General features: G+C 56.2%; 18 protein-coding genes. 6 read left to right on the top strand and 12 right to left on the bottom strand.

The annotated features are described in order from the left end of the window. Positions 1 to 79 precede the first annotated feature (79 nt). From Enr10x_RS17695 to Enr10x_RS17675, 5 genes are all read right to left on the bottom strand, one after another. On the bottom strand, positions 80 to 454 hold the full coding sequence (locus tag Enr10x_RS17695; protein WP_145110707.1) for a DUF2237 family protein: 375 nt from the start codon (positions 452 to 454) through the stop codon (positions 80 to 82). A gap of 1 nt (position 455) precedes the next feature. Then, positions 456 to 1,379, bottom strand: coding sequence for a TIM barrel protein (locus Enr10x_RS17690; RefSeq protein WP_145110704.1), 924 nt, complete (start codon positions 1,377 to 1,379; stop codon positions 456 to 458). A gap of 171 nt (positions 1,380 to 1,550) precedes the next feature. Further along, positions 1,551 to 2,057, bottom strand: a complete 507-nt coding sequence (locus Enr10x_RS17685) for a YbaN family protein (protein ID WP_145110701.1) — start codon at positions 2,055 to 2,057, stop codon at positions 1,551 to 1,553. A 110-nt stretch (positions 2,058 to 2,167) separates the two neighbouring features. After that, positions 2,168 to 3,214 carry a TauD/TfdA family dioxygenase gene (locus Enr10x_RS17680; RefSeq protein ID WP_197997261.1) on the bottom strand — a complete coding sequence of 349 codons (1,047 nt, stop codon included), beginning with the start codon at positions 3,212 to 3,214 and terminating at the stop codon, positions 2,168 to 2,170. Positions 3,215 to 3,314: 100 nt separating this feature from the next. Beyond that, positions 3,315 to 4,961, bottom strand: coding sequence for a PAS domain-containing hybrid sensor histidine kinase/response regulator (locus Enr10x_RS17675; RefSeq protein WP_145450843.1), 1,647 nt, complete (start codon positions 4,959 to 4,961; stop codon positions 3,315 to 3,317). A gap of 354 nt (positions 4,962 to 5,315) precedes the next feature. Here Enr10x_RS17675 and Enr10x_RS17670 point away from each other — a divergent pair, with 354 nt between their 5' ends. Next, positions 5,316 to 5,876 carry a gamma-glutamylcyclotransferase family protein gene (locus Enr10x_RS17670; RefSeq protein WP_145450842.1) on the top strand — a complete coding sequence of 187 codons (561 nt, stop codon included), beginning with the start codon at positions 5,316 to 5,318 and terminating at the stop codon, positions 5,874 to 5,876. On the opposite strand, the gene Enr10x_RS17665 is transcribed toward Enr10x_RS17670, so the two are convergent. Next, a complete protein-coding gene (locus Enr10x_RS17665; protein WP_145110689.1) occupies positions 5,863 to 6,357 on the bottom strand; it encodes a M41 family metallopeptidase in 495 nt (164 codons plus the stop codon). The two genes, Enr10x_RS17670 and Enr10x_RS17665, sit on opposite strands and share 14 nt — an antisense overlap. A gap of 285 nt (positions 6,358 to 6,642) precedes the next feature. Here Enr10x_RS17665 and Enr10x_RS17660 point away from each other — a divergent pair, with 285 nt between their 5' ends. Together Enr10x_RS17660 and Enr10x_RS17655 are read left to right on the top strand one after the other, a co-directional pair. Continuing rightward, entirely contained in the window at positions 6,643 to 8,754 is a 2,112-nt protein-coding gene (locus Enr10x_RS17660; protein ID WP_197996074.1) for an FAD-dependent oxidoreductase, read from the top strand. Positions 8,755 to 8,814: 60 nt separating this feature from the next. Further along, positions 8,815 to 10,269 carry a pectate lyase gene (locus Enr10x_RS17655; protein ID WP_232093038.1) on the top strand — a complete coding sequence of 485 codons (1,455 nt, stop codon included), beginning with the start codon at positions 8,815 to 8,817 and terminating at the stop codon, positions 10,267 to 10,269. A 23-nt stretch (positions 10,270 to 10,292) separates the two neighbouring features. Here Enr10x_RS17655 and Enr10x_RS17650 read toward each other — a convergent pair whose 3' ends face one another. Genes Enr10x_RS17650 through rfbC form a run of 3 tightly spaced genes read right to left on the bottom strand, consistent with a single transcriptional unit; the run spans position 10,293 to position 12,577 of the window. Next, a complete protein-coding gene (locus Enr10x_RS17650) occupies positions 10,293 to 10,961 on the bottom strand; it encodes a histidine phosphatase family protein (protein WP_145110686.1) in 669 nt (222 codons plus the stop codon). A 27-nt stretch (positions 10,962 to 10,988) separates the two neighbouring features. Then, on the bottom strand, positions 10,989 to 12,035 hold the full coding sequence (gene pdxA / locus Enr10x_RS17645; RefSeq protein ID WP_232093037.1) for a 4-hydroxythreonine-4-phosphate dehydrogenase PdxA: 1,047 nt from the start codon (positions 12,033 to 12,035) through the stop codon (positions 10,989 to 10,991). Further along, entirely contained in the window at positions 12,032 to 12,577 is a 546-nt protein-coding gene (rfbC, locus tag Enr10x_RS17640; protein ID WP_145110683.1) for a dTDP-4-dehydrorhamnose 3,5-epimerase, read from the bottom strand. The genes pdxA and rfbC overlap by 4 nt, the downstream gene beginning before the upstream one ends. 354 nt (positions 12,578 to 12,931) lie before the next feature. On the opposite strand from rfbC, the gene Enr10x_RS17635 reads away from it, so the two are divergent. Continuing rightward, complete coding sequence (locus Enr10x_RS17635; RefSeq protein ID WP_197994625.1) at positions 12,932 to 13,966, top strand: S1C family serine protease; 1,035 nt, start codon at positions 12,932 to 12,934, stop codon at positions 13,964 to 13,966. 74 nt (positions 13,967 to 14,040) lie between these two features. After that, entirely contained in the window at positions 14,041 to 15,132 is a 1,092-nt protein-coding gene (locus Enr10x_RS17630) for a S1C family serine protease (RefSeq protein ID WP_145450840.1), read from the top strand. On the opposite strand, the gene Enr10x_RS17625 is transcribed toward Enr10x_RS17630, so the two are convergent. Continuing rightward, positions 15,124 to 15,873 (bottom strand): (5-formylfuran-3-yl)methyl phosphate synthase, encoded by a 750-nt coding sequence (locus Enr10x_RS17625; protein WP_197997260.1) that lies wholly within the window; start codon positions 15,871 to 15,873, stop codon positions 15,124 to 15,126. The two genes, Enr10x_RS17630 and Enr10x_RS17625, sit on opposite strands and share 9 nt — an antisense overlap. A gap of 32 nt (positions 15,874 to 15,905) precedes the next feature. After that, a complete protein-coding gene (locus Enr10x_RS17620; protein WP_145110672.1) occupies positions 15,906 to 17,522 on the bottom strand; it encodes an N-acyl-D-amino-acid deacylase family protein in 1,617 nt (538 codons plus the stop codon). A 287-nt stretch (positions 17,523 to 17,809) separates the two neighbouring features. Between Enr10x_RS17620 and typA the strand changes: the two genes are divergently transcribed. Beyond that, a complete protein-coding gene (gene typA / locus Enr10x_RS17615) occupies positions 17,810 to 19,630 on the top strand; it encodes a translational GTPase TypA (RefSeq protein WP_145110669.1) in 1,821 nt (606 codons plus the stop codon). A 47-nt stretch (positions 19,631 to 19,677) separates the two neighbouring features. Here typA and Enr10x_RS17610 read toward each other — a convergent pair whose 3' ends face one another. Continuing rightward, the gene (locus Enr10x_RS17610; RefSeq protein ID WP_145450838.1) at positions 19,678 to 25,857 is read right to left on the bottom strand and encodes a hypothetical protein; all 6,180 of its coding nucleotides are present in this window, start codon (positions 25,855 to 25,857) and stop codon (positions 19,678 to 19,680) included. Positions 25,858 to 25,866 lie beyond the last annotated feature (9 nt).

The raw sequence follows: 25,866 nt of genomic DNA, 5'->3' as shown, positions 1-25,866 counted from the left end.
TACAAACAAAAACCACGGAGCCCGCTGAAGCAGGTTCCGTGGTTTTGTTTTTTACTCGTTGAAGTTCGCCGGCAGCGATTCAGGCTTCGATGGCGTACTCCTGCAAATCTTCCAGGTCAACGAATTCGAGTGTCGAAATGTGGCACGATTCGAGTTTCACCTTCGGTGCCATGCCGGCTTCGAAGGCTTCTTTCCAGCGTTCCACACACAGACACCAGCGATCGCCCGGCTTCAGACCCGGGAACTCGAACAACGGGTGAGGTGTGCTCAGGTCGTTGCCCCGTTCCTTGGAGAAGGCCAGGAATTCTTCCGTGACTTCGGTGCAGACCGTATGCAGTCCGAGATCCGAACCGCCGGTATTACAGCAGCCGTCGCGGTAAAATCCGGTGACTGGCTCCAGGGAGCAGATCTCCAGTTCCGTACCGAGAACATTTTTGGCTTTCTTTTCAGTCATATTAGAAATTATCAACCTCTCTATATGCTTCGATGACGGCCATGTCGCCTTCCTTGCCCGGTTTGGAATTTCCGTGCTCCATGCCGACGATACCGTCAAACCCTTTCGAGTGAATGTGCTTGAACACGTTCAGGTAGTTGATTTCACCGGTGCCCGGTTCCTTGCGGCCCGGGTTGTCTCCTGACTGGAAGTAGCCGATCTCGTCCCAGCATTGATCGATGTTGACGATGAGGTTGCCTTCGGTAATCTGCTGATGATAGATGTCAAACAGGATCTTACAGGCTGGGCTGTCGACCGCTTTACAGAGTGCATAAGCTTGGGGAGAACCCTGCAGGAAGACGCCGCCGTGGTTCGCATACCAGTTGAGTGGTTCGAGCACCATCACCATGCCGTGCGGTTCAAAAATATCGGCACAGCGACGGAGCAGTTCGATTACATTCGCCGTCTGATAACCTTCGGCCAGACGCGCACGGGGACCTTCATCCAGGTTGCCGGGGACGACGGTCATCCATTTGGCGTTGACGCGTTTGGCGACTTCGACGGACTCTTTGATGTCCTTGAGTACTTCGTCCCAGACCGCTTTGTCTTTGCGGGTGAAGGTCAGCTTGCCGATCGAGCCGTGCGCCACGAACACGCCCATCTGCATGTTGAGCTGTTCCATCGTGTCAGCAATTTTCTGCTGCAGTTCTTTGGGCTTCTTTTTCATGCCGTTATCTTCCCAGGCGGTAAAGCCCTGGTCGGCGGCGAACTTCAGCTGGTCGATGGGATCGTTGCCGGCAGCGTTTTTAAACATGCCGAAGTGAGGTGCGTATTTCAGATGAAATGGCTTCTGCTGTTCGGTGCCGGCTGCCTGGGCTGCGGTACCGCCCAGTACGGCTGCGCTTCCAGCCAGCATGCCACTCTTGAGAAACTCTCGTCGTTGCATATGTCGGACTCCTTATTGTGTATTTATAAGTGTGCTTGAATCAGGAATTCATTCTAGCTGAACGGCAAACCGGATGCACCTGTTATCACCGGGTTTCTTATTACCGGATATCAGGCTGACGCTCGCCAAGTGGAACTGCACATCAGTTGCACAACATTCAGAATGCACCTGTCAGTGCAGCCCGGGCAGGCGGATGACGACCAGGATGCCCACACAGGCCAGTGCAACCAGGACTGATTTCAGCAATAGTGAGAGAGGCGAGAAAATCAGCGTGGCGGTGATGATCAGCACGACAATCGAGATCGCCTGAATTTTGACGCTCAGCCGCACCCCTCCATCCTGCTGCCATTCCTTCAAAACCTGTCCCAGGACGGGAGAACGCAGCAGGGCCTGATTCAGTCGGGGAGAGGTTCTGATCAGAAAGTAACTGGTCAGCAGCAGAAACGGGGTCGTCGGGAGCACGGGGAGCGCGACCCCCAGGACACCCAGTAGAAAGAAGAATGTTGCCAGGACGAGGTAGATTCCCTTTTTCAGTCCCGTGACCGTGGGGACCGCCTGCTCATCAAGGGTATCCAGAAAGGCAGGATGTATTTCATCAAACGCAATCCGATCCAGATGCATCCCCGATTCGGGGGACGAATCTGACTCCTGCTGGTGCGGCTGCGATTTGCGAAGCATGAAACTGGTTCTAGGTCAGGCTAAAAAGGATGTTAGAGTCAGGTATTCTAGCTCAAATCCCCAATCGGGCAAGAGGAATCCCTGGTTCGTCGACCTGTGACACAAGGGGCTCAACGGGAGGTAGAAGCCGGCATCCCTCCCCGGATTGAACCGGCGGCGGTATTGCCGTAATTGTCGGCAAACAGCGGATCCAGAGGGCGACTGTTGGGCACGGAGAGCCAGACGCGGAGCAGATGGCGTTTCAATTCCGGCTCTTCCGCATCGGTGAATTCATCCCGCCGGTGAAACGTGACCCAGTTGTTCAGAAACAGCATGTCGCCCGGATCCTGGCTGAACGTTACACTCATTTCGGGGGTCTCCGCGAGCGCCTCGAGTTGATCCATGGCCTGTTTCTGTTCGGGAGTCATGTCAGGCAGATCAGGCGAGGCATAGGCGCGTTCGATCAGTACCCGCAGAAAGCTGCCGGCAAAATGTCCCTCTTGCACTGAAAAGATCGGCTGCCGACAAAACGGTTTCTGATTACCGGTGTCGACATTGTGCCTCAGATAATAGAAGGGTTGCATCAGTGTTCGCGTCAATTCAGGCCAGCGCTGGCGCATCTCATTAAACAGCGACACGGAACTGACCAGTTGATTGTTACCGCCGGAGAGGGCTTGTTGAATACAGAGGAAGCCGATGACGTCACAGCGGTCGGTATGAAAGCTGAGCCGTTTGCGGGTGTTGGGGCCGCGGGCCTGGGCCTGTCCGACTTTAAAACCTTCGTCGCGCACGTGGAACAACTTTTCGCCGGTCGCGCTCTGAGAGACCGGGGTTCCCAGGTGACTGGAGATCAGCCAGAACAGGGCCTCCCGTTCGGCGGGGGAGTAATCCTCGACCGGAATCCGTTTGATCTGACACGCTCCCGAACCATGTTCCAGCTGATGCTGAGCCTGCTGGAGGAGTGGGCTCACTCCGGGCAGGGGGAACCGCTCAGGTGTGATCTCGTCCTGGCTCAGGTTTTCGGCTGAGATCGATTCGACGGCTGCCTTTAATTCTTCCAGTTGATTCTGGTCCAGATGGATCAGCCAGTCGTCGCGGGAGAAGAGTTCTTCCCCTTTCCAGGCGGCCGGGATCTCGAAGGCGGGGGGCAGGTCCGGGGCGGTTGACTGATCACTCACGCTGAGAATGCTCCTTTTGTTTCTTGAATCGTGGTTCAGTCTGTATCGTAACAGATTCAAGAAAGAGAAAAAAGCAGCGCAGGCGATGTCGCGTTCTGTGTTATCTGGTCTGCAACATGTGTTTGGGGATGGGCTTGATTAGCAGATTGATCGTTTGAATGAGTTTCTTGCGATCGAGTGGTTTCGTCAGGTATTCATCACATCCAGCCTGCAGACACTTTTCCCGATCGCCGGGCATCACGTTGGCAGTGAGTGCAATGATGGGATTGGTGAACCCCATCTCCCTGATGCGTTCCGTGGCAGCGTATCCATCCAGCACCGGCATTTGAATATCCATCAGGATCAGGTCAAACAGTTCGTTGATTTCGTCTTCCGCTTGCTGTGCCGACGTCAGTTGGTCGACGGCCTGTTGACCGTTTTCCACCAGGGTCATCATGCCTCCGGCTTTGGTCAACAGATAATGGATCAGCATCTGATTGTAAATGCCATCTTCCACCAGCATGATCCGGCAGCGTTTTCTCAGCACGCCGAAGCTGGATCGTGATGATTTGTGTTCGTTGAGACGCTGAGAGAATGAAATCTGCTGCGGGATGATTTCAGAGCTGGTACCGGTAATGATCGAAAAGGTAATATTAGATCCCGAATCGGATTCATGGCTCAGCGCGATGTCACCCCCCAGTAGACGCACCAGATGACGCGCCAGCGACAGGCTCAGACCCAGTCCCCCTGCATAAGCCGGGGAGGTCAGATCCGCCAGCTGGCGACCGGCAAAAATCTGGTTGATCGCTTCGGTATTCAAACCCGTTCCCGGATTCTGAATGGTAAAGATCAGTTGCCGGGAAGACTCCCCGGTCAGCGACTTTTCAATCGTGAGTCTGATGTTTCCCTCACTGGTATTATTGATCGCGGCTCCGATCAGGTTCAACAGGATCTGTTTGAGCCGAATGGGATTTGATTTAATCGAATCGGGGAGGGGGTTGGCTAGATGGACATCAAAGGTCAGACCTTTCTGTTCGGCTTTGCGGGCGATGAGTGACTGCACATTTTCAATGACCGTCAGCGGGCAGCAGTCCTGGATCTCCAAATCGAATTGCCCGTCTTCAATCCGGGAAAGATCCAGAAAGTCATTGAAGGTATCCAGCAGATATTGTCCATTCGAGTGAATCGTGTTCGCCGCATCACGCGTTTCTGCATTCTGGCTGGTATCCAGCAGGATTTCCGAGAATCCCAGGATTGCCGAGAGGGGAGTACGGACTTCGTGACTCATCATTGCCAGAAATGATTGTTTGACCTCCCGGGCTCGGAATGCCTGGAGTCGCGTGCCTTCCAGTTCGGCTTCGAGCAGAATCCGTTCATGGATATCAGACAGGGATCCGGTCATGCGGACCGCCTGACCTGCCTGGTTGCGTAACACATGTGCCTGACCGCGAAACCAGCGATAGGCGCCCCCTTTGACACGAAGCCGAAAGTTGCGTTCGAAATGATCGGTCTTATCGAGGGCAGTCTGCAGCGCCTGCATCGTCTGGGGCGCATCATCAGGGTGCAGTAACCGCTGAAAGGTATCCAGACTCGAATCGATTTCCTGATCGCGGTAGCCTATCAGTTCATAAAACCGGGGCGACCACCACTGTTCCGGTATATCCAGGTCGAGCCAGTCCCAGACACCTTCATTCGTATGCTTCAGGAAAAGTTCAAAATGCTGTTGAATGTCGTGTGCTTCCGGTTCTCTGTCTGGCGAGTTGGACATGGAGTTGGGTTCTCTCTTGGCTAATGGTCTTGGTACTTGTAGTATCGTTTATAAAGAGGGAACAATTGTGTGATTCTGATAGAGAGTCTGGAGAGAGAACTGCTTGAGTCATACAAATCTGTGGAGTTTCAGGTAAATGCCTCAGGGAGGGGCGGTTGCAAGTCTGATTGACTGCTGATTTCAGGGAAAACCCCCGGGAATTGTGCTGAATTATCGAGCGGTTGCGACCAGATTCCTCCCTGCTGTATCATTTAGAACAGTTACACGAATCACGCTTGAGATAACACCACCTGCCTCAAGGATTCCCCTCCTTAAACGCTTTATCGGGTGGGCGAATTGGAAGCCAGTGACAGCATGCCTGAACTGTTGAATTATTTTGCCTACGGTTCCAACCTGCACCCCGCGCGGCTGCAGGCGCGGATCGGCATCTGCGCGATGCAGGGAGTCGCTTTGCTGGAGAATGCCGAACTCCGTTTTCACAAAGTCGGCATCGATGCGTCCGGGAAATGTGATATCAGCCTTCAGGAAACCACCGCCGAGGGAGTCTGGGGGGCCGTCTACCAGATCTCTGCAGCACAGAAGCAGACACTCGACCGGTTTGAATCACTCGGACAGGGATATCAGATTCGGGAGCTGGAGGTCCTGACGCATACTCAAGAGTCCGTCCGCGTGTTTACCTACCAGGCGATGACGGAATTCATCGATCCGGGGTTGCAGCCGTTCGACTGGTATCATGAACTGGTCGTCGAGGGCGCTCGTTTTCACCAGTTCCCCTCTGACTACCTGGAGCGTCTGCTGCAGATCGAATTATTGATCGATTCTGACGCAGAACGAGTGGCGCGAGCCCGGGAACTCCTGCGATCGATTGAGGATTTTCGTGACCAGGCTGCTGAATCAGAGTCTAATGACCGCTGATAGAAATCCAGTTCGTGATTGTTTCGTAGATCATTTCTTCTTCCAGGGTCTCGTGCGCCAGCAACTGATCGACCAGTTCTCCGATCGCCGCCCAGTAGTTATCCTGGCGATACAGCTGATACAGGCTCAGCGTCTTCTGTTCGAGATACTGCATACGTGCCTGTCGCTGTGGCACCAGCGCGGCAGCCGCCTCCCAGGCCTGTTGCCAGTCGCCCGACCATTCTGCCACCAGGGCTGGATGAAAAGGATCTCCCGTGTGAATCATCTCGGCCACCGGGCCCGCCAGCGCCACCAGGATCGCTTTTTCACACAATGATTTTTCATCAAACACGCCTTCGGGCCAGGCAATCTGGGCATCGCCGAACCGCTCGGGACCGTCATCCCAGTCCGGATCGATGGTCACCGAATAAACGCGGGCACCGACATACACGGCCATCAGCACATGTCCCACTTCGTGGTAGGCAGTCAGTTCTTCGGTCACGGGATCGGTTCCTCAAGAGGCAGGGAAACATGAAAACGCTTTACGGGCAGCAGGTCGGCTGACATTAAAGCAGGTCGGACAGAATTCAACAATCATTGTCCGCCCTTGATTCGTAACAGGCACAAGAACAATTTCTAATGATTGTTAACAGCGAATCCGACGGGATCACGGGGCAGGGGAACTTTCTGACTATGGTTTGCCCCGCAGCACCGGTAGAATGAACCTTCTGTTTTTTAAGCACACAAAGTTCTATCAGCAAGATGTAAGACTGGAGAGAGTGAATTGATGAAGCGGATGTCTCAGCTGCTCGCCTGTGGATTGTTTCTGTTACTGTTCGTCCCTCAGGCAAAGGCGAAAGAATATGATGTGGTTGTGTATGGAGGCACTTCAGGGGCCGTGACCGCTGCCGTTCAGGCCAAACGTCTGGGGAAATCAGTCGTCATCGTCTGTCCGGATACGCATCTGGGAGGTCTTTCCAGTGGCGGACTGGGGTGGACGGACACGGGCAACAAAGCCGTCATCGGCGGCCTGGCACGCGAGTTCTATCATCGCGTCTGGAAACATTATCAGACACCGGAAGCCTGGAAATGGCAGGAGCGGAAAAACTACGGCGACAAAGGGCAGGGGACTCCCGCCATCGATGGAGCCCAGCGCACCATGTGGATCTTCGAACCGCACGTTGCCGAGGCTGTCTTCGATGAGTTCGTGAAAGAATACAAAATCCCCGTTTACCGGGATGAATGGCTGGACCGTAAGTCCGGCGTGAAAAAAGCAGGGGACCGCATCGCTTCCATCACCACGCTCAGCGGCAAAACTTTTTCCGGGAAGATGTTTATCGATGCGACCTACGAAGGCGATCTGATGGCGACCGCCGGCGTCAGTTACCATGTGGGCCGCGAAGCCAACAGTGTCTATGGTGAAGAATGGAACGGCGTGCAGACCGGCGTTTTGCATCACCGTCATCACTTTGGTCCCAACGCAGTCAAAGAAAAGATCAGCCCGTATAAAGTGCCCGGTGATCCCTCCAGCGGGCTGCTGCCCCGCATCAGTGGTGCGGATCCCGGCAAGTATGGCGCGGGCGACAAGAAGATCCAGGCGTACTGCTTCCGCATGTGCCTGACCAATCACGATGCCAACCGCGTCCCGTTTCCCAAGCCGGAAGGCTACGATCCCGCTCAGTATGAACTGCTGTTAAGAATCTATGCTGCCGGCTGGCGACAGACGTTTGCCAAGTTCGACCCGATTCCCAACTTCAAGACCGATACGAACAACCACGGTCCGATGAGCACCGACAACATCGGCTATAACTACGACTATCCCGAAGCTTCGTATGCACGCCGTAAAGAGATCATCAAAGAACACGAAACCTACCAGCAGGGCTGGCTCTATTTCATCGCCAACGATCCCCGCGTCCCTGCGGAAGTGCAGAGCAAAATGCAGAAATGGGGGCTGGCGAAAGATGAATTCACCGATAACGGCAACTGGCCGCATCAGCTCTATATCCGCGAGGCCCGCCGGATGATCGGCGAATTCGTGATGACCGAAAACGAACTGCTCAAAAAGAAACCGACCCCCGATTCGGTTGGCATGGGGTCCTACACGATGGACTCGCATAACGTACAACGCTACGTCACACCGGAAGGCTACGTCCAGAACGAAGGCGACATCGGCGTTTCGACCCGCGGACCTTATAAAATTGCTTACGGCAGTCTCGTACCGAAAAAAGGGGAATGCGCCAACCTGTTGGTGCCGGTCTGTGTCTCCAGCTCGCATATCGCCTTTGGTTCCATCCGCATGGAGCCGGTCTTTATGATTCTCGGTCATTCCGCCGCCACTGCCGCGGCCATCGCCCTGGATCAGCAGCTGGACGTGCAAGATGTGCCTTATGAGCAGCTCAAAGCCCAGCTGATCAAAGAGGGGCAGGTCCTCGAAGCACCGCCTGAAGTCAAGTATGGCAGTAACGGGATCAACCCCGAAACGCTGAAAGGCATCGTCGTCGATGATTCACAGGCGAAGCTGACCGGCCACTGGACGACCAGCCGTTCTTCGAAGAAGTATGTCGCCTCCGGTTACAGCCATGAATCCAATACAAAAGACGGCAAAGCCGCAGCCCGCTTTGAAACCAAAGTTCCCCAGGCGGGACGCTACGAAGTCCGGTATGCCTATCCGCCGAACACGAATCGCAGTTCGCAGGTTAAGGTGACCATCCACCATGCCGGGGGGACGGCTGCGAAAACCATCAATCAGAAAGAGAAGCCACCGCTGGACGGCGTATTCGTTTCCCTGGGAGAATATGAATTCACGCCGGATCAGCAGGCGGTCGTCGAAGTTTCCAACGCCGATGCGAATGGCTATGTCATTATCGATGCGGTACAGTGGATTCCCGTCAAGGAGTGACTTCATCGCAGTGTGATTCTGTTCTGAAGACAAATCTGAAAGCTGATAGAGGAGTTCGTCGTGCGCAACCAGAACCGTATTCTGTCGATTCTGCTGAGTATTTCACTGATTTCTCTGTTTAGTATCCGGGCCGGTTCCGTCCAGGCTGCAGCGGCACCGGTTCCCCAGGAGACCGTCACCCGGGCAATGAAGACGGCCAGCGAATTCTATCGCAACCAGCTGGCCGTTCACGGTGGTTACGTTTATTACTACAGTCTCGACCTCAAAGAACGCTGGGGCGAAGGGAAAGCATCTCCGGACCAGGTCTGGGTACAGCCTCCCGGAACCCCCACCGTGGGGATGGCCTTCCTTTCTGCTTATGCAGCCACAGGAGACCAGTTCTATCTCGATGCAGCAACAGATGCGGCGCTGGCGCTCGTCTACGGACAGCTCAAATCCGGGGGCTGGACCAACTCCGTCGATTTCAACCCCCGCAGCAAACTGACCGCCGAGTATCGTAACGGCAAGGGACGCGGTAAAAATAATTCGACCCTGGATGACGGTATCACTCAATCGGCCCTGCGCCTGTTGATTCACGTCGATCAGGCCCACCAGTTCCAGCATAAGGAAATCCATGAAGCAGCACAAGTGGCTTTTGATGCTCTGCTCGCGGCCCAGTTCCCGGTGGGCGCATTTCCTCAGGTCTGGACCGGACCGGTGCCGCAGGTCCCTGCGAAACCTGCCAGCTTTCCCAAATATGACTGGCGCACAGAGGGCCGCATCAAGAACTACTGGGACTATTATACCCTGAATGACGGACTGGCCGGTTATGTCACCACGACACTTCTGGACGCGTACGAGATCTACAAAGACGAACGCTTTAAACAGGCAGTCCTCAAGTTGGGAGATTTTCTGATTCAGGCGCAGCTCCCCGAACCGCAGCCCGCCTGGGCCCAGCAGTACAATTACGACATGCAGCCGATCTGGGCCCGCCGCTTCGAACCGCCGGCCATTACCGGAGGTGAGACCCAGGATGTGCTCGAGACCTTGATGCGGATCTATCGCCTCAGTGGGGACCGCAAATACCTGGAACCGATCCCTCAGGCACTGGCTTGGCTGAAACGTTCGCAGCTGCCCGACGGTCAACTGGCCCGCTATTACGAACTGCAGACCAACCGCCCTCTTTACATGACCCGCCGCGGCAAACAGTACAGTCTGACCTATGACGACGCCGATCTCCCCCGACACTATGGCTGGAAGATTACATCGCATGTCAAAGAACTGGAGCGGGAGTTCAATGCTGTCAAAGCCAGCAAGGAATTAAAGGATGAGCCTGATCCCAAATGGTTACTGACCCGGGTGAAAGCGATTCTGTACGATCTGGACGACCAGGGACGCTGGATCAGCGTCAGCACCGGCGAGCGGCTGGTGGGACAGCCGAAGTTCCCCGTGAAGACCCGCTACATCGCCAGCGATCACTTCAGCAGTAACCTGGAGACGCTGAGCGAGTATCTTCAGCAGCTGAAATCGAACTGACTTCAGACACCCACCGCTCCCGTTTAATGCGGAATGCGATTCAGGTGGAAGATCGAGTTGATCGTCACCACTTTGGATTCCCCCTCGCGATGCTGAATGATGTTGATCCCGGTATTGGTCTGCGTGATCTGTTTGGCTTTGCCGATCGGGAGTCCGAGCAGACTGGCCAGGTAAACCCGGTTCACCACGTTATGCGCGACCACGGCGATCGTCTCTCCTGCATGACGTTCCAGCAGACCGCGAAGTGCCGGCTCACAGCGTTCGAACACATCCCCGTACGATTCCCCGCCTTCATAGCGGTTCAGGTAAGGATCGTCCATAAACGCGCGATAAGATTCGGGGAACTCCTCACTGATGATATCCCATGATTTTCCTTCCCAGAGTCCGACATCGCATTCGTGGATTTCGGGCACTTCCTGGGGGATCAGGCCAAATCGATCGCTGACGGCCTGGGCCGTCTCTTTCGCGCGAATCATCGGACTGCAATAGACGTGATGCAAAGAACTGTTCTGAGCGAGGAAGTCTGCCAGCGCCTGGACCTGTTTCTGTCCCGATTCGCTCAGGCTGGGATTGATGCCGCACCCCTGCAGAATAAAGGGACGCTGTTCATTCGGAGGTGTCGCGCCGTGTCGAATCAGGACCAGGTTGGTCACGCCAGGTTCGGGACGCGGGATAAAGTGGTTCGGTTCCATAACTCAGTCCTGTCTACAGGAATTGACTCAGGTCGTTTGAGGCCTGTTCTGGTGAGCCGCCAGTTTGACGGCAGCTTTGACCGCCTCCATGATACCTTTGATGTCAGGTGGCACGTCACTCCAGGCGATATCGAAGGCAGTGCCGTGACTGGGGCTGGTCCTCACAATCGGCAGACCCAGGGTGATGTTGACCGCCTGGTCAAAGCCGAGCAGCTTGAAAGGAATATGTCCCTGGTCGTGATACATGGCGACCACGGCATCGAATTCGCCATAGACGGCGCGGCGGATCAGTGTATCAGCCGGCAGGGGACCGGTCGCATCCAGGCCTGCTGCGCGGGCCCGTTCCACAGCCGGGGCGATGATGCGCGCTTCTTCGTCGCCAAACAGTCCATGCTCTCCTGCATGCGGATTAAGGGCACAGACGGCGACCCGGGGAGCTGCGGCCCCCATGATCTGCGACAGTTCCGAAATCAGGCGGGTCTTTTCATAAATATCATCCGTCTTCAGTAATCCGGGGACACTGGCAATCGATGTGTGCAGGGTGGCATGCACGATCCCCAGTCCTGCCGGGGGATGAATCACCGCGCTGTGAGGCAGATAGAGCATCATGCCGAAATCCGCGACCCGGCAGCGGTCAGCCAGGATTTCCGTGTGACCGGGATACTCGATGCCGGCCCGGTTCAGCGATTCCTTATTCAGCGGCGCCGTGGTGATGCCGTCGACTTTACCGGCCAGACAGTCATCGATGGCACTTACCAGGTAATCGTAGGCGCCGCGACCGGCGCGGGCATCCACCTGGCAGGGAACCGCCTCGGCGACATCGGCCTGACCGCGATCGATACAAAATACGGTCCCTGGCTGAGACTCGAAATCGTCTGGCAACTGATCGACAGCAATGACTTCCAGACCACTGCGTGAGTGCTGCGCGGCCCGTTTCAGGACTGCGGTATTTCCATAAACGACCGGGCAGCAGAGTTGATGCAGTTCGGGCTGAGAGCACAGGGCATCCAGCAGCTGAGGCCCGATGCCGGAGGCATCACCCATCGTTAACGCGATTCGAGGCAGCTTGATCACGATTCGAACACTTCACATTGATCGAGAGGGAGCCCCTCCCGGTCTTTGGGCGAAAGCAGCGGTTCACCGGTCAGGGGCCAGTCGATTTCCAGAGCCGGATCGTTCCAGAGCAGGGTCCGCTCGTATTCCGGAAAATAATAATCGCTGCATTTATACACAAAATCAACCTGTGGGCTGATGACATAAAACCCATGCGCAAACCCGGCTGGCACAAACAGTTGCTTGTGATTTTCTCCCGTCAGCCGGATCGCGTAGGACTTGCCGAACATGGGGGAGTTCTTGCGCAGGTCCACACAGACATCCAGAATTTCGCCTTCCACGACGTGCACCAGCTTGGCCTGGGGATTCTGAATCTGGTAATGCAGTCCCCGCAGGATCCCTGCCGTGGAGCGGGAGGCGTTGTCCTGTACAAAAGAGACACCGACTCCTGCAGACTGGTAGCGCTCCTGCTGATAGGTTTCTTTGAAAAAACCACGTTCGTCAGAAAAGACCCGGGGGGTGATCACCAGTAACCCGGGAAAATCAGTCTGTTCTACATCCATGCGCACTAACTTCTCTCTCTGAGTAGGAATAACGGCGATTGACTCTGAAATAGTCAGAGAAACTTTATAGGGATCATAGCGGTTTTGACCCCGAATCTTAAGGATCGAGAAAGTCCAGTTCCGGAAATCTCAAAATCTTTCTTGAGCCGGAAACACGACACAAGTCTCCTTTTCTCAGGAATTTAGAAAAATGCCCATCCCATCGGAATTTCCCGTTTTTTCTTGAAAATGCTCATGTACATCGCGTATCCTATAGTCAGCTTTTCTTTCCCGAAAAATACAGCTTGCAAAGTTTCCTTCTGACGAGGTATGAGTTTGAGCCCCTTGGTCTTCTTCAGAGCCGCAACCAGTGATTTGGCGCGAGGCACTCTCGTCAGTGCAATTGCGCTGGTCGCTCTTTCTCTGGCGCCCGCCAACGCTCAGGAAGTGAAGGTTCGTAAACCCGTTGTTTCGCCTGTTCCCACAGCGAAGCTTTCCGAAGTCTTTTTCAAAACCGTTCCCGATTCCCTGGAAGACCTCCAGGAAATTGAGCGACAGGTCACCTCCCTGACGGAAACAGCGATCCACAGTACCGTTTCCGTTCGTGTGGGCGATGCCCAGGGGAGCGGCGTGATCATCGACAACAAAGCCGGCTACATCCTGACCGCAGCCCATGTCATCGGTCTGGCCCAGAAGAATGCGACGATCATTCTCCATGATGGCCGCACCCTGAAAGGCAAAACCATGGGCCTGAACCGGGGACTGGATGCCGGGCTGGTCAAACTGGTCGAAGACGCTGAAGTCGATATCAGCAAACTCACTGCCGTCAAGATGGGTGATATTTCAAAGATCAAAACCGGGGAATGGGTGCTGGCCACCGGACACCCCAATGGCTACCAGGCGGGGCGTGCTCCCGTAGTGCGTCTGGGCCGGGTCGTCACTCAAAAGAAACATCTGCTCCAGACCGATTGCACTCTGATCGGCGGAGACTCAGGCGGCCCACTGTTCAACATGCAGGGGGAAGTCGTCGGAATTCACAGCCGCATCGGTCCCTCGACCAGTTGGAATTTTCATATCCCCGTTTCCGCTTTCCAGAATGACTGGGAGAAACTCATCTCGGGTGATATGTGGGGCGCCAAACCTCTCGGGCAGAATGCAGTCCTCGGGGTGAACGGAGAAGATACAGACCAGGGATGCAAGGTGACCGGCGTGACCCGCGGGTTCCCTGCTGAAATCGCGGGTCTGAAAGAGAACGACGTCATTTTTCAGTTGAACGACCAGAAGATTACCGGGATCGAGCAACTGGCTGCCGTCGTTCAACAATATAAACCCGGTCAGACGGTTCAGGTCAGACTCATTCGTGACGGGAAAACCATGACGTTTGAAGTCCAGTTGGCCGCACGGGACTAAGTTAATCATAATCGGGATCCGGATTACTGCTTCGCAATCCGGATTCGATGTCATAGAGATGTGAGGAGAAGCTTTTGAGCCAGGTCCAGACACACCGCAAGTCGCAGACAATCCGTTTGTTTGCACTATCCTTGATCGTCACCCTCTGCGCGAGTTGTCTGACAACCAGCGCCTTCGCCTGGGATCAGCTGCAGCCCAGCCAGTTGACCAGCGGTTCGCAAATCCGTCGCGCGTTTCGGTCTGTGGTTTCCACACCCCGTTCCTGGACGGTACGTGTTCGGTCCAACGGCAGAGAAGCCTCCCTGGGAGCGATTGTCGAGCATGATGGCTATATTCTGACAAAAGCCAGTCAGCTGGAAGGTAAAGTCACCTGCGAGCTCTCGACCTCCGAACGCTACGAAGCGGAAATCATCGGCGTCGATGGCAAGCTCGATCTGGCTCTGCTTAAAATCGATGCCCAGGATCTGCCCACCGTCAAATGGCAGTCAGTCTCTGATCCCAAAGTCGGTCAGTGGGTGGTCACACCCGGACTGAGCATGTCCCCCGTGAGTGTCGGCGTGCTCAGCGTCACCCGCCGTAATATCAAGCCCGCTCCCGGAGTTCTGGGAGTCCAGATCGACGATGCCGAAGGGGGCGCTCTCGTCAAACATGTGATGCGCGAAAGCGGTGCCGAGGAAGCAGGTCTGAAACCAGGCGATGTGATCCTCAATGTCGCCGGCGAAGACATCGACAGTGCCAGTTCGCTCTCCAAGTTTGTCAGAAAGTTTCTGCCCGGCGATCGGGTACTGGTCAGGTTGCTCAGAGACGAAGAAGAAATCAACGCGGTGGTCGTTCTGACCGATCCGCAGATGCTGATCTATGATCGACTGCGTGAAATGCAGAAGAAAATGGGGGGCGCTTTGAGCCGCCGTAAAACCGGCTTTTCGGAAGTCCTGCAGCACGACACCGTACTCCGGCCGGAAGACTGTGGCGGTGTGATCGTGGATCTGCAGGGCAAAGCCGTCGGTTTGAATATCGCCCGGGCTGGAAGAACCAAATCCTTTGCGATTCCAGCCAACCATGTGATTCCGATGATCAAGAAGCTGAAGCTCAAAGAGTATGCTCCTTACGATCCGCTCAAGGACCATAAGCAGCAGACCGTCGCAGCAGACAGTTCCTCATCCTGAATGACGGCAGACAAACTGCCGATCCAGTTGCTCCCGAAACCGACGCACTGCAGATTCCTGAATAGGGTCAGTACGTCGGTTCCCTGCACAGGCCGCACCGCGAATGCCGATGATATCCGGCTGAAGCGCGGCCAGCGATTCGAGGTCGCTGAATCGAATCGATCCCGCCAGTGCGACCTTCAATTCTACCCGATGGGCCTGATCGATGATGTCTCCTAACATCCGGCCCGAGAGCAGGTCCAGTAAACCGGTTCCCTGTTTATTGAAGGTGTCGATCAACAGCCCCGCGCAGTGGTTCTCTATCGCGGCAGTCAGAACTTCTGCCGGTGAAATAGAGTTCGCCTGCTCCCAGTCAGCATAAGCGACTGCGATCCACTCATACCGCTTCTGGCGGGCAGTTTCGATTCGGCTGGTTACGTCCTGCCAGCGGGCGTTCCAGTCGGCGATCCCCTGAATCTGCGAGGGGCCCAGTTTGAGGTAACGCATTGCCCGGGGAATGGGGGGGATTTCCTGGCGCTCCTGCCACTCCACGAGTTCTCCCAGTGCCATACTGAGTGGCACCTTGATCTGCTGGTTTTCACAGTAAGCTTCAATCGTCTGTAAAGTCGCAGACGACACCATACCCAGTGCCCCGTTCTCGGGCTCTTTGAAATCGAGCAGATCACAACCACCTGACAGCGCAGCGGCGATCTCGTCACAGTTTCTGACGCTGACCAGTAACTCAACAGGGGGGAGATTCAACAGCAGGACCTTCCTCAAACGACTCTGACTGACTACGGCTGCGCGGTTTTCTTCGATTTCTGTTTCGAGACCGGATGACGCAGCGCCTTGCCGGCCAGGCTCCCGGTGGGGAATCCGGCCGTGATGGCAGGTGTCCCATTGACGAACAGGTAGCGAATGCCCTCGGAATACTGGTGCGGATTGTCAAACGTGGCCTCGTCGATCAGTTTGTCGGGATCGAACACAACCACATCCGCGAAAGCCCCCTCCTTCAGATAGCCTCGATCTTTCAAGCCCAGGATATCAGCCGGGAGCCCGCTCGCACTGCGGATCGCCTGTTCCAGGGGCAGGACTTTTTCCTGAATCGAATAATAGCCGAGCTTACGTGGAAAGGTTCCATAGTTTCGGGGGTGAGGCCGATCGGAACCGGGCAGATAGGCCCGGCCATCTGAGGCGGTCGCTACCCAGTCAATTTTCATAATCTGGCGGACGTCCTCCTCGTTCATACTGAAATTGACCACTGAGGCCCCTCCGTGACGGGTGATTTCCAGCACGATATCCAGGATGCTTTTCTGTTCGAGGTCTGCGATCTGTTGCAGACTTTTCCCGACCCAGTCGGGCCGGTCAGAGTAACGGGCAATCCGGACGGCACTGCCTCCCTCGCGTTTCTCGATGTTCTTTTCGATCAGTTTGATGATTTTCTCTGAGGTTTCCGGGGCTTCCAGGCGAGCCACCAGCTCCTTGTTGCCCCCCGCCCGAGCCCAGGCCGGGATCAGCGTGGCTCCCAGGGAGGTGCTGGAGGCGATGTAAGGATACTGGTCCGCGGTGACGGTCTGCCCCTGCTGGCGGGCTTCGTCAATCATCGCTGCAGCCCGCAGAACCAGCCCCCAGGCATCCCGGCCGCTCGATTTGAAGTGGGAAATATGGACCGGAAGCTGGGCCTGCTGGCCGATTTTCAGGGCCTCATTGACGGCAGCCAGCAGTTCCGTACTTTCATTGCGGATATGGCTGGCGTAAATGCCGTCATACTCGGAGACGATCTTCGCCAGGGTAATCAGCTCGTCCGTATCTGCATAGGAGCTCGGGACATAGATCAATCCAGTCGACATCCCCCAGGCCCCGTCCTGCATCGCTTTCCGGGCCAGTTTTTTCATTTTCTGCAGCTCTGCCTCCGTCGGCTCCCGCTGCCCCGACCCCATCACATGGTCCCGCAGTGATCCCTGGGGGATCAAATGGATCACATTCGTCCCGCTACCCGCAGCATCGATCCGGCGGTAATATTCTCCTGTATCGACCGGGCCACTGCCGCAGTTCCCCGTAACCACGGTGGTGCAGCCCTGGGTCACGTAATTCATGTTGGCCCGGGTCAGTGGAGAGACGATCTGCCGGTCACTGTGATTGTGCAGGTCGATAAATCCCGGGGCGATGGTCAGTCCCCGACAGGAAATGACCTGATCTGCAGAACCTTTGATTTCGGGGGCTATCTTCACGATCCGATCGTCTTTGATCGCCAGATCGCCGAGAAATCCCGGTTTTCCCGTTCCGTCGATGATCGTACCCCCTTTGAGGAGCAGGTCATACGAAGCGGGTTCCTGGGCAGCCAGCGAACGGAACGGAATCAGAGCCAGTATCAACAGGCACAGGCTGACCTGCAGTCGGAGATATTTCATGTGTGGAACTCCCTGAATTGGACTGGATTTTTGGTGCGAGCTCGTGATTTATGAAGATTTAACGTACTCAAGGTCAAAGTATCGCTAAAACCAGTTAGAACTACCAGTAAGAATCACTAATTCTGGACTTTGCGTTACTAATCGATTGTTGATATATTCTGCCCCTTATTATAGTAGCCTGATGCGCTGCGAGGCGGCTATCTGGAGAGACCCTCTGTTCCCTGTCAGGAACGTTCGAATGTCAAGAAGGTTTCCCGAGTGAATCATTTTGGGAAGATTTAAGAGTCATGAAACGAGAAGATGTGCGGAACATTGCCATTATTGCGCACGTGGACCACGGGAAAACCACGCTGGTCGACGCTCTGCTGCACCAGAGCGGCCAGTTCCGGGATTCGCAGTTGAAAGGTGACTGTATTCTGGATTCGAACGATCTGGAACGCGAACGGGGAATTACCATTCTGGCCAAAAACATCGCCCTGATGTACAAGGGGGTGAAAATCAATATCATCGATACCCCGGGCCACGCCGACTTCGGTGGTGAGGTCGAACGGGTCCTCAGAATGGCCGATGGTGTGCTGATTCTGGTCGACGCCTTTGAAGGTCCTCGTCCCCAGACCCGCTTCGTTTTGAAAAAGGCACTCGAATGCCATTTGAAGCCGGTTGTGGTCATCAACAAGATTGACCGCCCCGACTGCCGTCCGGATCATGTGTTGAGCGAAATGTTCGACCTGTTCGTCGATCTGGATGCGGACGACGAGACTCTCGACTTCCCCTATATCTATGCCAGTGCCCGTGAAGGTTTCGCCACACACGATCTGGACAACTTCGGCGACAGTATTCACCCACTGCTGGACATGGTGCTCGAAAAAGTACCGGCTCCGGAAGTCGAGTTCGACGCTCCGCTGAAGATGATGGTGACGACCCTGGAATGGTCCGAATACGTGGGCCGCGTCGCCACTGGTCGTATCAGCACCGGCAAAGTCCGTCGCGGGGAAAAAGTGACCCTGATCAAGGCTGGCGGAAAGCATGTGAACTGCACCATCGATTCGGTGGAACTGTTCAACAACCTGGGCCGGGCGCCCGTTGAAGAAGCCACTGCCGGCGACATTGTCGCCCTGGTCGGCCTGGACAATCCGGAGATCGGCGACACCGTGGCCTGTGCTCTCAAACCCGAGGCCCTGGAACGCATCGACGTAGACGAACCTACGCTCTCCATGCTGTTCACGATCAACAGTTCGCCGCTGGCGGGGCAGGATGGGAAGTATGTCACCAGTCGTAACCTGCGGGAACGGCTGATGCGCGAACTCGAATCCAACGTGGCCCTGCGAGTGACCGAACGGGAAGACAAGGATTCCTTCTCTGTCTCCGGGCGTGGTGTCTTGCACCTGTCCGTGCTGATCGAACAGATGCGCCGCGAAGGCTACGAACTGTCGGTCGGCAAGCCGGAAGTGATTCGCAAGAAGATCAACGATAAATGGCACGAACCATTCGAAGAACTGGTGATCGACGTTCCCTCGGAATCGGTCGGTTCCGTGATGGAACTGGTCTGTGCCCGCCGCGGACAGGTCATCGACATGACCGCCGGCGAAACCGGGATGTCCCACCTCAAGTTCTCGATTCCCGCCCGCGGGTTGATCGGTCTGCGGACCCGTCTGCTCAATGCCACCAAAGGGGAAGCGATCATCAATCACCGTTTCGAAGGCTATAAGCCCAGCGAAGGGGATGTCCCCCGGCGTGCGAACGGCGTGATGGTTTCCCAGGCGAAAGGGCAGGCTGTCGGCTATGCACTCTGGAAACTGCAGGAGCGGGCAGAGTTCTTCGTTTCTCCCGGGGATGATGTCTACGAAGGAATGATCATCGGCGAAAACGCCCGTGAGAATGACCTCGTGGTCAATCCGATCCGGGGTAAGAAACTGACGAACGTGCGTGCCTCGGGTTCGGATGAAAACGTTGCTCTCAAGCCGGCTCGGGAAATGAGCCTGGAAGCCGCCCTGGAGTACATCGAGCAAGACGAGTATGTGGAAATCACTCCCAAACTGATCCGGCTCCGTAAGATCTACCTGACGGAAAACGAGCGGAAACGCCAGCACCGCAGTGCGAACGCTTAATGCCGCACGCTTTTCAAAATGACTTCAATTTCAAACCTGGGGCCGGCTTAATGGTCCCAGGTTTTTAATTTGCCCACCAGTTCCAGCATCTCATTGCGGCGCTTTTCAAACAGCCCGAACAGAGTCAGGATGCAGATTCCCAGGCCGATGCCAAACGCCCACCACGGCCAGATATGGCCCAGTGACTGGGACGCGTGCCAGATCATACTTACGATGGAGAGCACCAGGAACGAAGTGCCGACATACAGGAAGGCCCGCACCCGCAACAGCATTCCCGCGAAGATCCCCAGGACCGACAGACCACACAGAATCAGCGGTAACCACAGGCTGTTCGCGACCCCGGTGATGAACATGTCGCCCGTCGAGCTCACGTAAATCGCGATCGTGGAGAAATACCGGATTGAAGTCAGCTGGCTTTCGCTCAATTTTTCACGATTCAGATGCGTTGCGACCAGTACTGACAGGGCTGGCGGAATCAGCCAGAGCTGCGGATGCTGTGTCAGCAGTTGTCCCTGTTCCGCCCAGAAGGCCCACAGCGCACCGTTGCCGGCCAGAGCCGCCAGAGACGTGTAGACGAATGATTTCCTCCAGAGGCTCATCACCACGTAGACCAGGCTGATCAACAGCAGAACCAGCGAGTATTCACCGGCAACCGGAGACGTCTGCGTGGAAGCACCATGAATCCAGAAACTCAGTGCCGGCAGCAGGGGCAGAAATACGCCGGTCCGCTGGAGCGGCTCAGATAATACTTTCAGCCCGATGCGTTCGAAGAACTCGCCAACCCCCGCGCCGGCAAATGCGATCGCGATCACGATGTAAGGCCAGTAGGGGAGCAGGTAGCCGCGGAACAGTTCCGGCATGGTCAGGTAGATGTGCAGGAACAGCAGGGCCAGAACGATTTCAGACGCATAGACGTACAGCATTCTGCGTTTCAGAGAGAACTGGAACGGATCGTATTTGGGAACGGCGGCCATCAGAATCAGGGCAGCCGAGAGCAGGACGAGGGCCCCCGAAACGACGGCGATTCTGGCTCCGGTCAGTTCCAGACGCACGCCGGCAAGCTGCAGCCCGGTTTCGGAAATCAGAATGGACAACAGGGAGACCCCGGCGGCGATCAGGAATGTCCGCGAACTTTTGCGAATGGCTTCCGACCAGTCCGGACTGAGGCTCTGCCATTTCACCAGTACGACCGTGGTCAACAGGCTCAGCAGGGAAACCGCTTCCAGGAGTCGGATCAGGTGATTCAACCAGTAGAAATTTCCATGAGCCGGCAGCAGTGCCCAGCTGAAGTAAACGGAGCCTGCCCCCAGCGCCAGCAGAGCCCGGTGTTTGAATCGCTGGGAGAGTTCTGTTAAATCACCTGGCGCCAGCAGGGCGGGGACTGTCAGGAACGTGCCGGCGACTGACCACCAGCGAAGTGCCTGGTCTTCAAATCGCAGCACGCTGTGCAGCAACGCCAGAATCGTATAGAGCGACAGCACTGAAACCGCCTGCGGGACCCAGCTGCGTGCCTGTTCCCAGAGCCGGTCCGGATGGGCAATCGCCAGTCGGGTACCGACCTGCCCAATCTGCGTGCGCAATCTCCAGAGGATACCGATCAGACAGGCATACACAACAAACGCCAGTCCGGAACGCTGTACCAGGATGCGCAATTCCGTTTCGTTACTTAAAAAGGTACCAATACCGCACAGTCCTATGACAAACAGGGGCGCCAGCCCAAAGCGACTCTGCCGGTCCCAGAGCAGACCGGCCAGCAGGACCGTTACCGATCCCAGGGCCACCCAGCCTGGAAGGTCGTGAAGGACGGGAATGGTTAGATTTGTCAGTAACGTCCGCGAAACGGCGATGGTCAGCGTATAAAACAGGACGACCCCCGTCAGAGTCCCCCCGAGGATCTGCTGGATTCCGGATGAGAAAACACTGAGCTCTGTCTCCCTCGAGACACGTTGCCGGTAGATATCGACTCCCAGCCAGCAGAACGCCACCACCGATGCGGAAGTGATCAGCCACTTCAGCAGATCCATCTGGTTTTGGGCGGTGACAATCACGCCGGCATCATTCCAGTGGGCAGTGAAGACCAGCACCGTGCCCAGCAGAGTGGTCATCAGAGAGGCCCAGGTGAGAATTCGTTTTTGCAGACAGAGACCCAGTGTGAAATAGAGGGCTGTTCCCACTGCCGCGATCGTCAGACCGGGATAAGGTCGATACAGATCCGACCAGCCTCCCCGCAGTCCAAACAGTAATAAAACCCAGAAGAGTAACTGAGACCAGCTGAGGTGCCGCCCGATCGCCGCCGGTCGATCCGGATCACTGTCTGAGCGTTGCCAGATCTGTACAAAGCGGATGGCGTGGAACACAGTGATCAGAGTCAGTCCGGCTTCCAGCAGCAGATTGACCTGCCAGGCGTTCCATTCCGTGTGATGCCAGCCGAGAACTGCCGCCTGGCCCGTCACCGCGAGCCCCAGGAAGCTCAGCCCATTGACCTGCATGCTGCAGGAATACCTGCGGGCAAAGTACTGGACGCAGACCGCTGACAGGGCCACCGTGCTCAGAGTGAGCCACGGAGCTATTGGGAACCGCGGTGGCCACGTCCCTGTGGGATCAATCAGATTCAACAGGAAAGGCAGCAGGTAAGGTGAAACCACCAGGCAGAGCATCGTCGCCAGATGGACGCGTAAGGGAGGCCAGTTTGTTGACTTGAGAGTCTGCTGTTCCTGGAAATCGGGATTGATCCACCGCTCACAACTCAGCCAGAAAATCCCAAAGGCAGCCGCAGCCAGCCCCAGCCAGGTCAGGGTCTGCATGATCTCCGCGGTGTCGTACTGGTTGAGGGGGACCGGAAACTTCAGGATCGTCCCTGCCAGCATTGTCACCAGCAGGAAGTGGGAACCGAGCAGCATCCAGCCGTTGGATCGGAACTGGACCGCATAACAGACGACCGTCCCCACCAGCATCAACAGGGGCAGGCAGAAAGTCGCCAGGGACAGTATTTGATCCGAAACGACCAGATCAGTTGCAGGTTTCAAAGGAGGCAGGGCCTCTCCCAGGACCTGAAACAGTGTCAGGTACAGGAGTGGCAGGCTGACGCCAATGATACTCAGGTCCCTCCAGGTCGGTTTGTCATCCAGCAGACGGGGGAGGTAGCGCAAGCGGATCTGGCGTGACTGAAAGAACCCGAGTAGCGCTTCCGATTTCCAGACGACCGCGAGTACAATCAGAGCATACAGCCCCAGTCCCCAGCGGAGCGCATCCGCAACTCGCTGAGACTCGCTGAAGTACCCCGCTACCAGGAACGGAACCAGGTAAGTGATCAACAGCATGCCCAGCGAAGTGATTTTCTGCAGGCGGCTGTTGAGGTAAGGCAGGCAGGCCAGCAGCAACAGTCCCAGGCAGAGCCAACTCCAGATTCCGAACGCTTCCGAGGCCCGACTCAGGGGAAATCCGAACGAAAACTTCGACAGTGCGGAATGAGTGAGAATATAAATGCCCGAGAAGCCGATCAGAATTAACGTAAGACCTCCTCGTGTCCAGACACTGTAATCGCGAGGCTGTGTGAGGGCGATGACCGTCACAGTGAGCAGGAATACAAACAGTCCCAGCAGTACGGGGGCCATGAATTTCCAGACAGCACTGACGCTGTAGGCCTGAATAAATTCAGCATGGACCAGGGGGAGCAGCGAGAAAACAAAGACCAGCCCCGTCGTGACAATGGCGCCTGCCAGCAGGACCGGCTGCAGATTGAGTCGGCACGCACGGGACATGGCGCCCAGCATGTTCCGCGAGAATTTCTTCGAATGGATTACGGAGTTCAGGCCATTCCAGATCGCGATTGCCAGGATGTGGAACAGCCAGTAGCGGGGGGAATCATGCCCCGGGCCAGTCCAGAGTTCATAGTGTTTCCCAATGGCGGTCGCGGTATAGAGTGTGCCTGCAGTACCCGCGAGCTGGGAACACAAAAACCAGAAATCGGAGCGGAGGATCAGGGCGTTGCCCACCCAGATCAGCATCAGCCAGAACGCGTAAAACGCATGCATCTGTGCGGGCATGATCTGCAGCAGCACATAAGGAATCATCATCAGGGAGGTGATCATGGAACCGACAGTGATGGGACGGGTAAACGGATTCCCTTTCGCTGGCAGCAGGGACCAGGCTGGCTGCGCGGGGCGTCGTGAACGTGACCAGAACTGGAGTGCGAGGAGAAACAGTAAACTGGCCGAAGCGTGAATCAGGCAGCCCCAGACAAAGGGGGCGTCGGGCAGCAGTTTCAGGCCCTTCAGCCAATCCCGGAACGGAGTATTGAGACAGAGCGCATGTTGGAGTGTCAGGAACCAGAGGGCTGAACCGATCCCGGAGAGTACCTGGCGACGGACCTGCCAGTTGGCAGTCAGAAACAGGACCGAATTCAGGAACAGTGCCAGTGACGTCCAGACATCATCTGTGCGGGTATAGAAGCCTGCATACACGGCGATCAGGCTGGAACAGACCGACAGTCCCCCCGCGGCATACAGGTAGTATTGTGCAGCTTCGATTCGTGTTTTATGTTTCAGCACGGCGGCACCGAGCCCAGAGAGGACCGCAATGGCAATCAGCACCATTGCGGAACGTCCCAGGAGCACCGCATCGATCACCATTCGCTGAGTTGCTCCCTGCAGAGGCAGTGTGCCCGTAAGCACATGAAAACCAAGCAGGGCCGAAACCGTCAAAGAGGCGAGGGCCGGGATGTGGCACAGGGGGAACCGTCCCCGAAATGCCAGGAAGCTCAGGCTGAGGCCGTTCACGATTCCCAGTGCGAGCAGGATCTCCACGCGCGGCCAGGCGATCGCGAAATTCATCAACAGCATGATTGATGAAAAAATCGCCAGGGACGATCCTGTCAACGACCAGTGGGGAGATTCGTCTCCGTCTTTCCGGTGATGGAGCAGCAGTCCGAATCCGATCAGCAGGCTCTCCATCAGGCTGAACAGCGGGGTCAGACAGGCAAAGGTTTCCAGTCGCTCAGGGGCGTTCCAGATGATCAGCCAGCAGGGGGCGAGGATGGAGAAGACCGCCAGACCGACCAGGGTAACCAGTTCCCGGGCGCGTGAGTCAGAGATCTCATCCCAGTGCAGGGCGGTCCGTAACACACTGGCCATACCAGCCACGAAGCAGACGACCGGCAACAGTGCCAGCAGGTTGATTTGCAGAAACGTGGTTGCCTGTCCCCCCAGCCGGGAGATCAGGATCTGTCCCGCTGACGTTCCCAGGACGATGGTCAGCAGTTGCCAGCGTCCGAAACTGACGAGGATGCGGCTGGCCGAATGGACCATCCAGCCAAAGGCGCCAAAGCCGATGCCCAACGCGAGGATGAAGAGCGGATCGGTCGCGGGGCGGTGGTCAGACAGGCGTATGGCCGCCAGAAAGTTGAGCGGCACGAGCAGCACCGTGATCAGCAGCAGGCCGCGACTGGTGGCTTCCAGCTTCCAGCGTTTGAAAGTGTAGAGCCCTGCGCCATGAATGGCGGCGGTCGCCAGCAGAAACAGCAGGGCGGGCAGGTAGGGGATCTGTTCTTTCAATGTCGACCAGAGGCTGACCACCAGTCCAATCGCAGAGCCGACGATCAGCAGGCCGCTGACCAGTTCGCCCCAGCGAATGTTTTTCTCTTCCATGAACGCCTGCAGCAGCGAGCCCAGCGGACGTTTTTTCTCAGCGACAGAAGCGACTGCGGGAGTCGCGGTTTTCTTTCGGGCCGGAACAATGGTTGGTGCTGGAGCGGGCTGTTTGGTTTTCTCAGTCGGTTCGCTCTCTTCCAGGAAATCAGAAATTTCGAGGACTTCTTCCTGTTCCGGAGTGGGCTTTGTTTCAGGTCTGGGAGTCCCTCGATCGGGAATCGATTCGGATTTTGGTTTTGGCTCGGGTTTTGGCTCCGGCTTTGGCGATGTTGTCGGGGCGGGAGACGGCTTTTCAACCGCTGTGTATTTCAGGAGCCTGCTAAAATCCTCTTCGGGGATGATGCCCTGATAATATAGACGACGCAGGTAGCGTTCTGCCGTCTGGCGATCCTGTTCGGTGGAACTGTCGTTGAGTTGCTGGCTGCTTTGAGTGGAATGCTTCCCGGGGGCGGGAGTCGTGGTCTCTGTGGTTGGATGTTCCTGCGAGAACAGTTTGACGAGGAAGTGGCCGATCACCCAGATACCGTGGATGATTGAAGCGAAGATCGCCAGGATGACAAAAAAGAGAACGGCTTCCATCGGGCGGGT

Origin of the sequence: Gimesia panareensis, from assembly GCF_007748155.1 — a bacterium.
Classification (GTDB): Bacteria; Planctomycetota; Planctomycetia; order Planctomycetales; family Planctomycetaceae; genus Gimesia; species Gimesia panareensis.
This window is presented reverse-complemented; position numbering and strand designations above follow the sequence as displayed.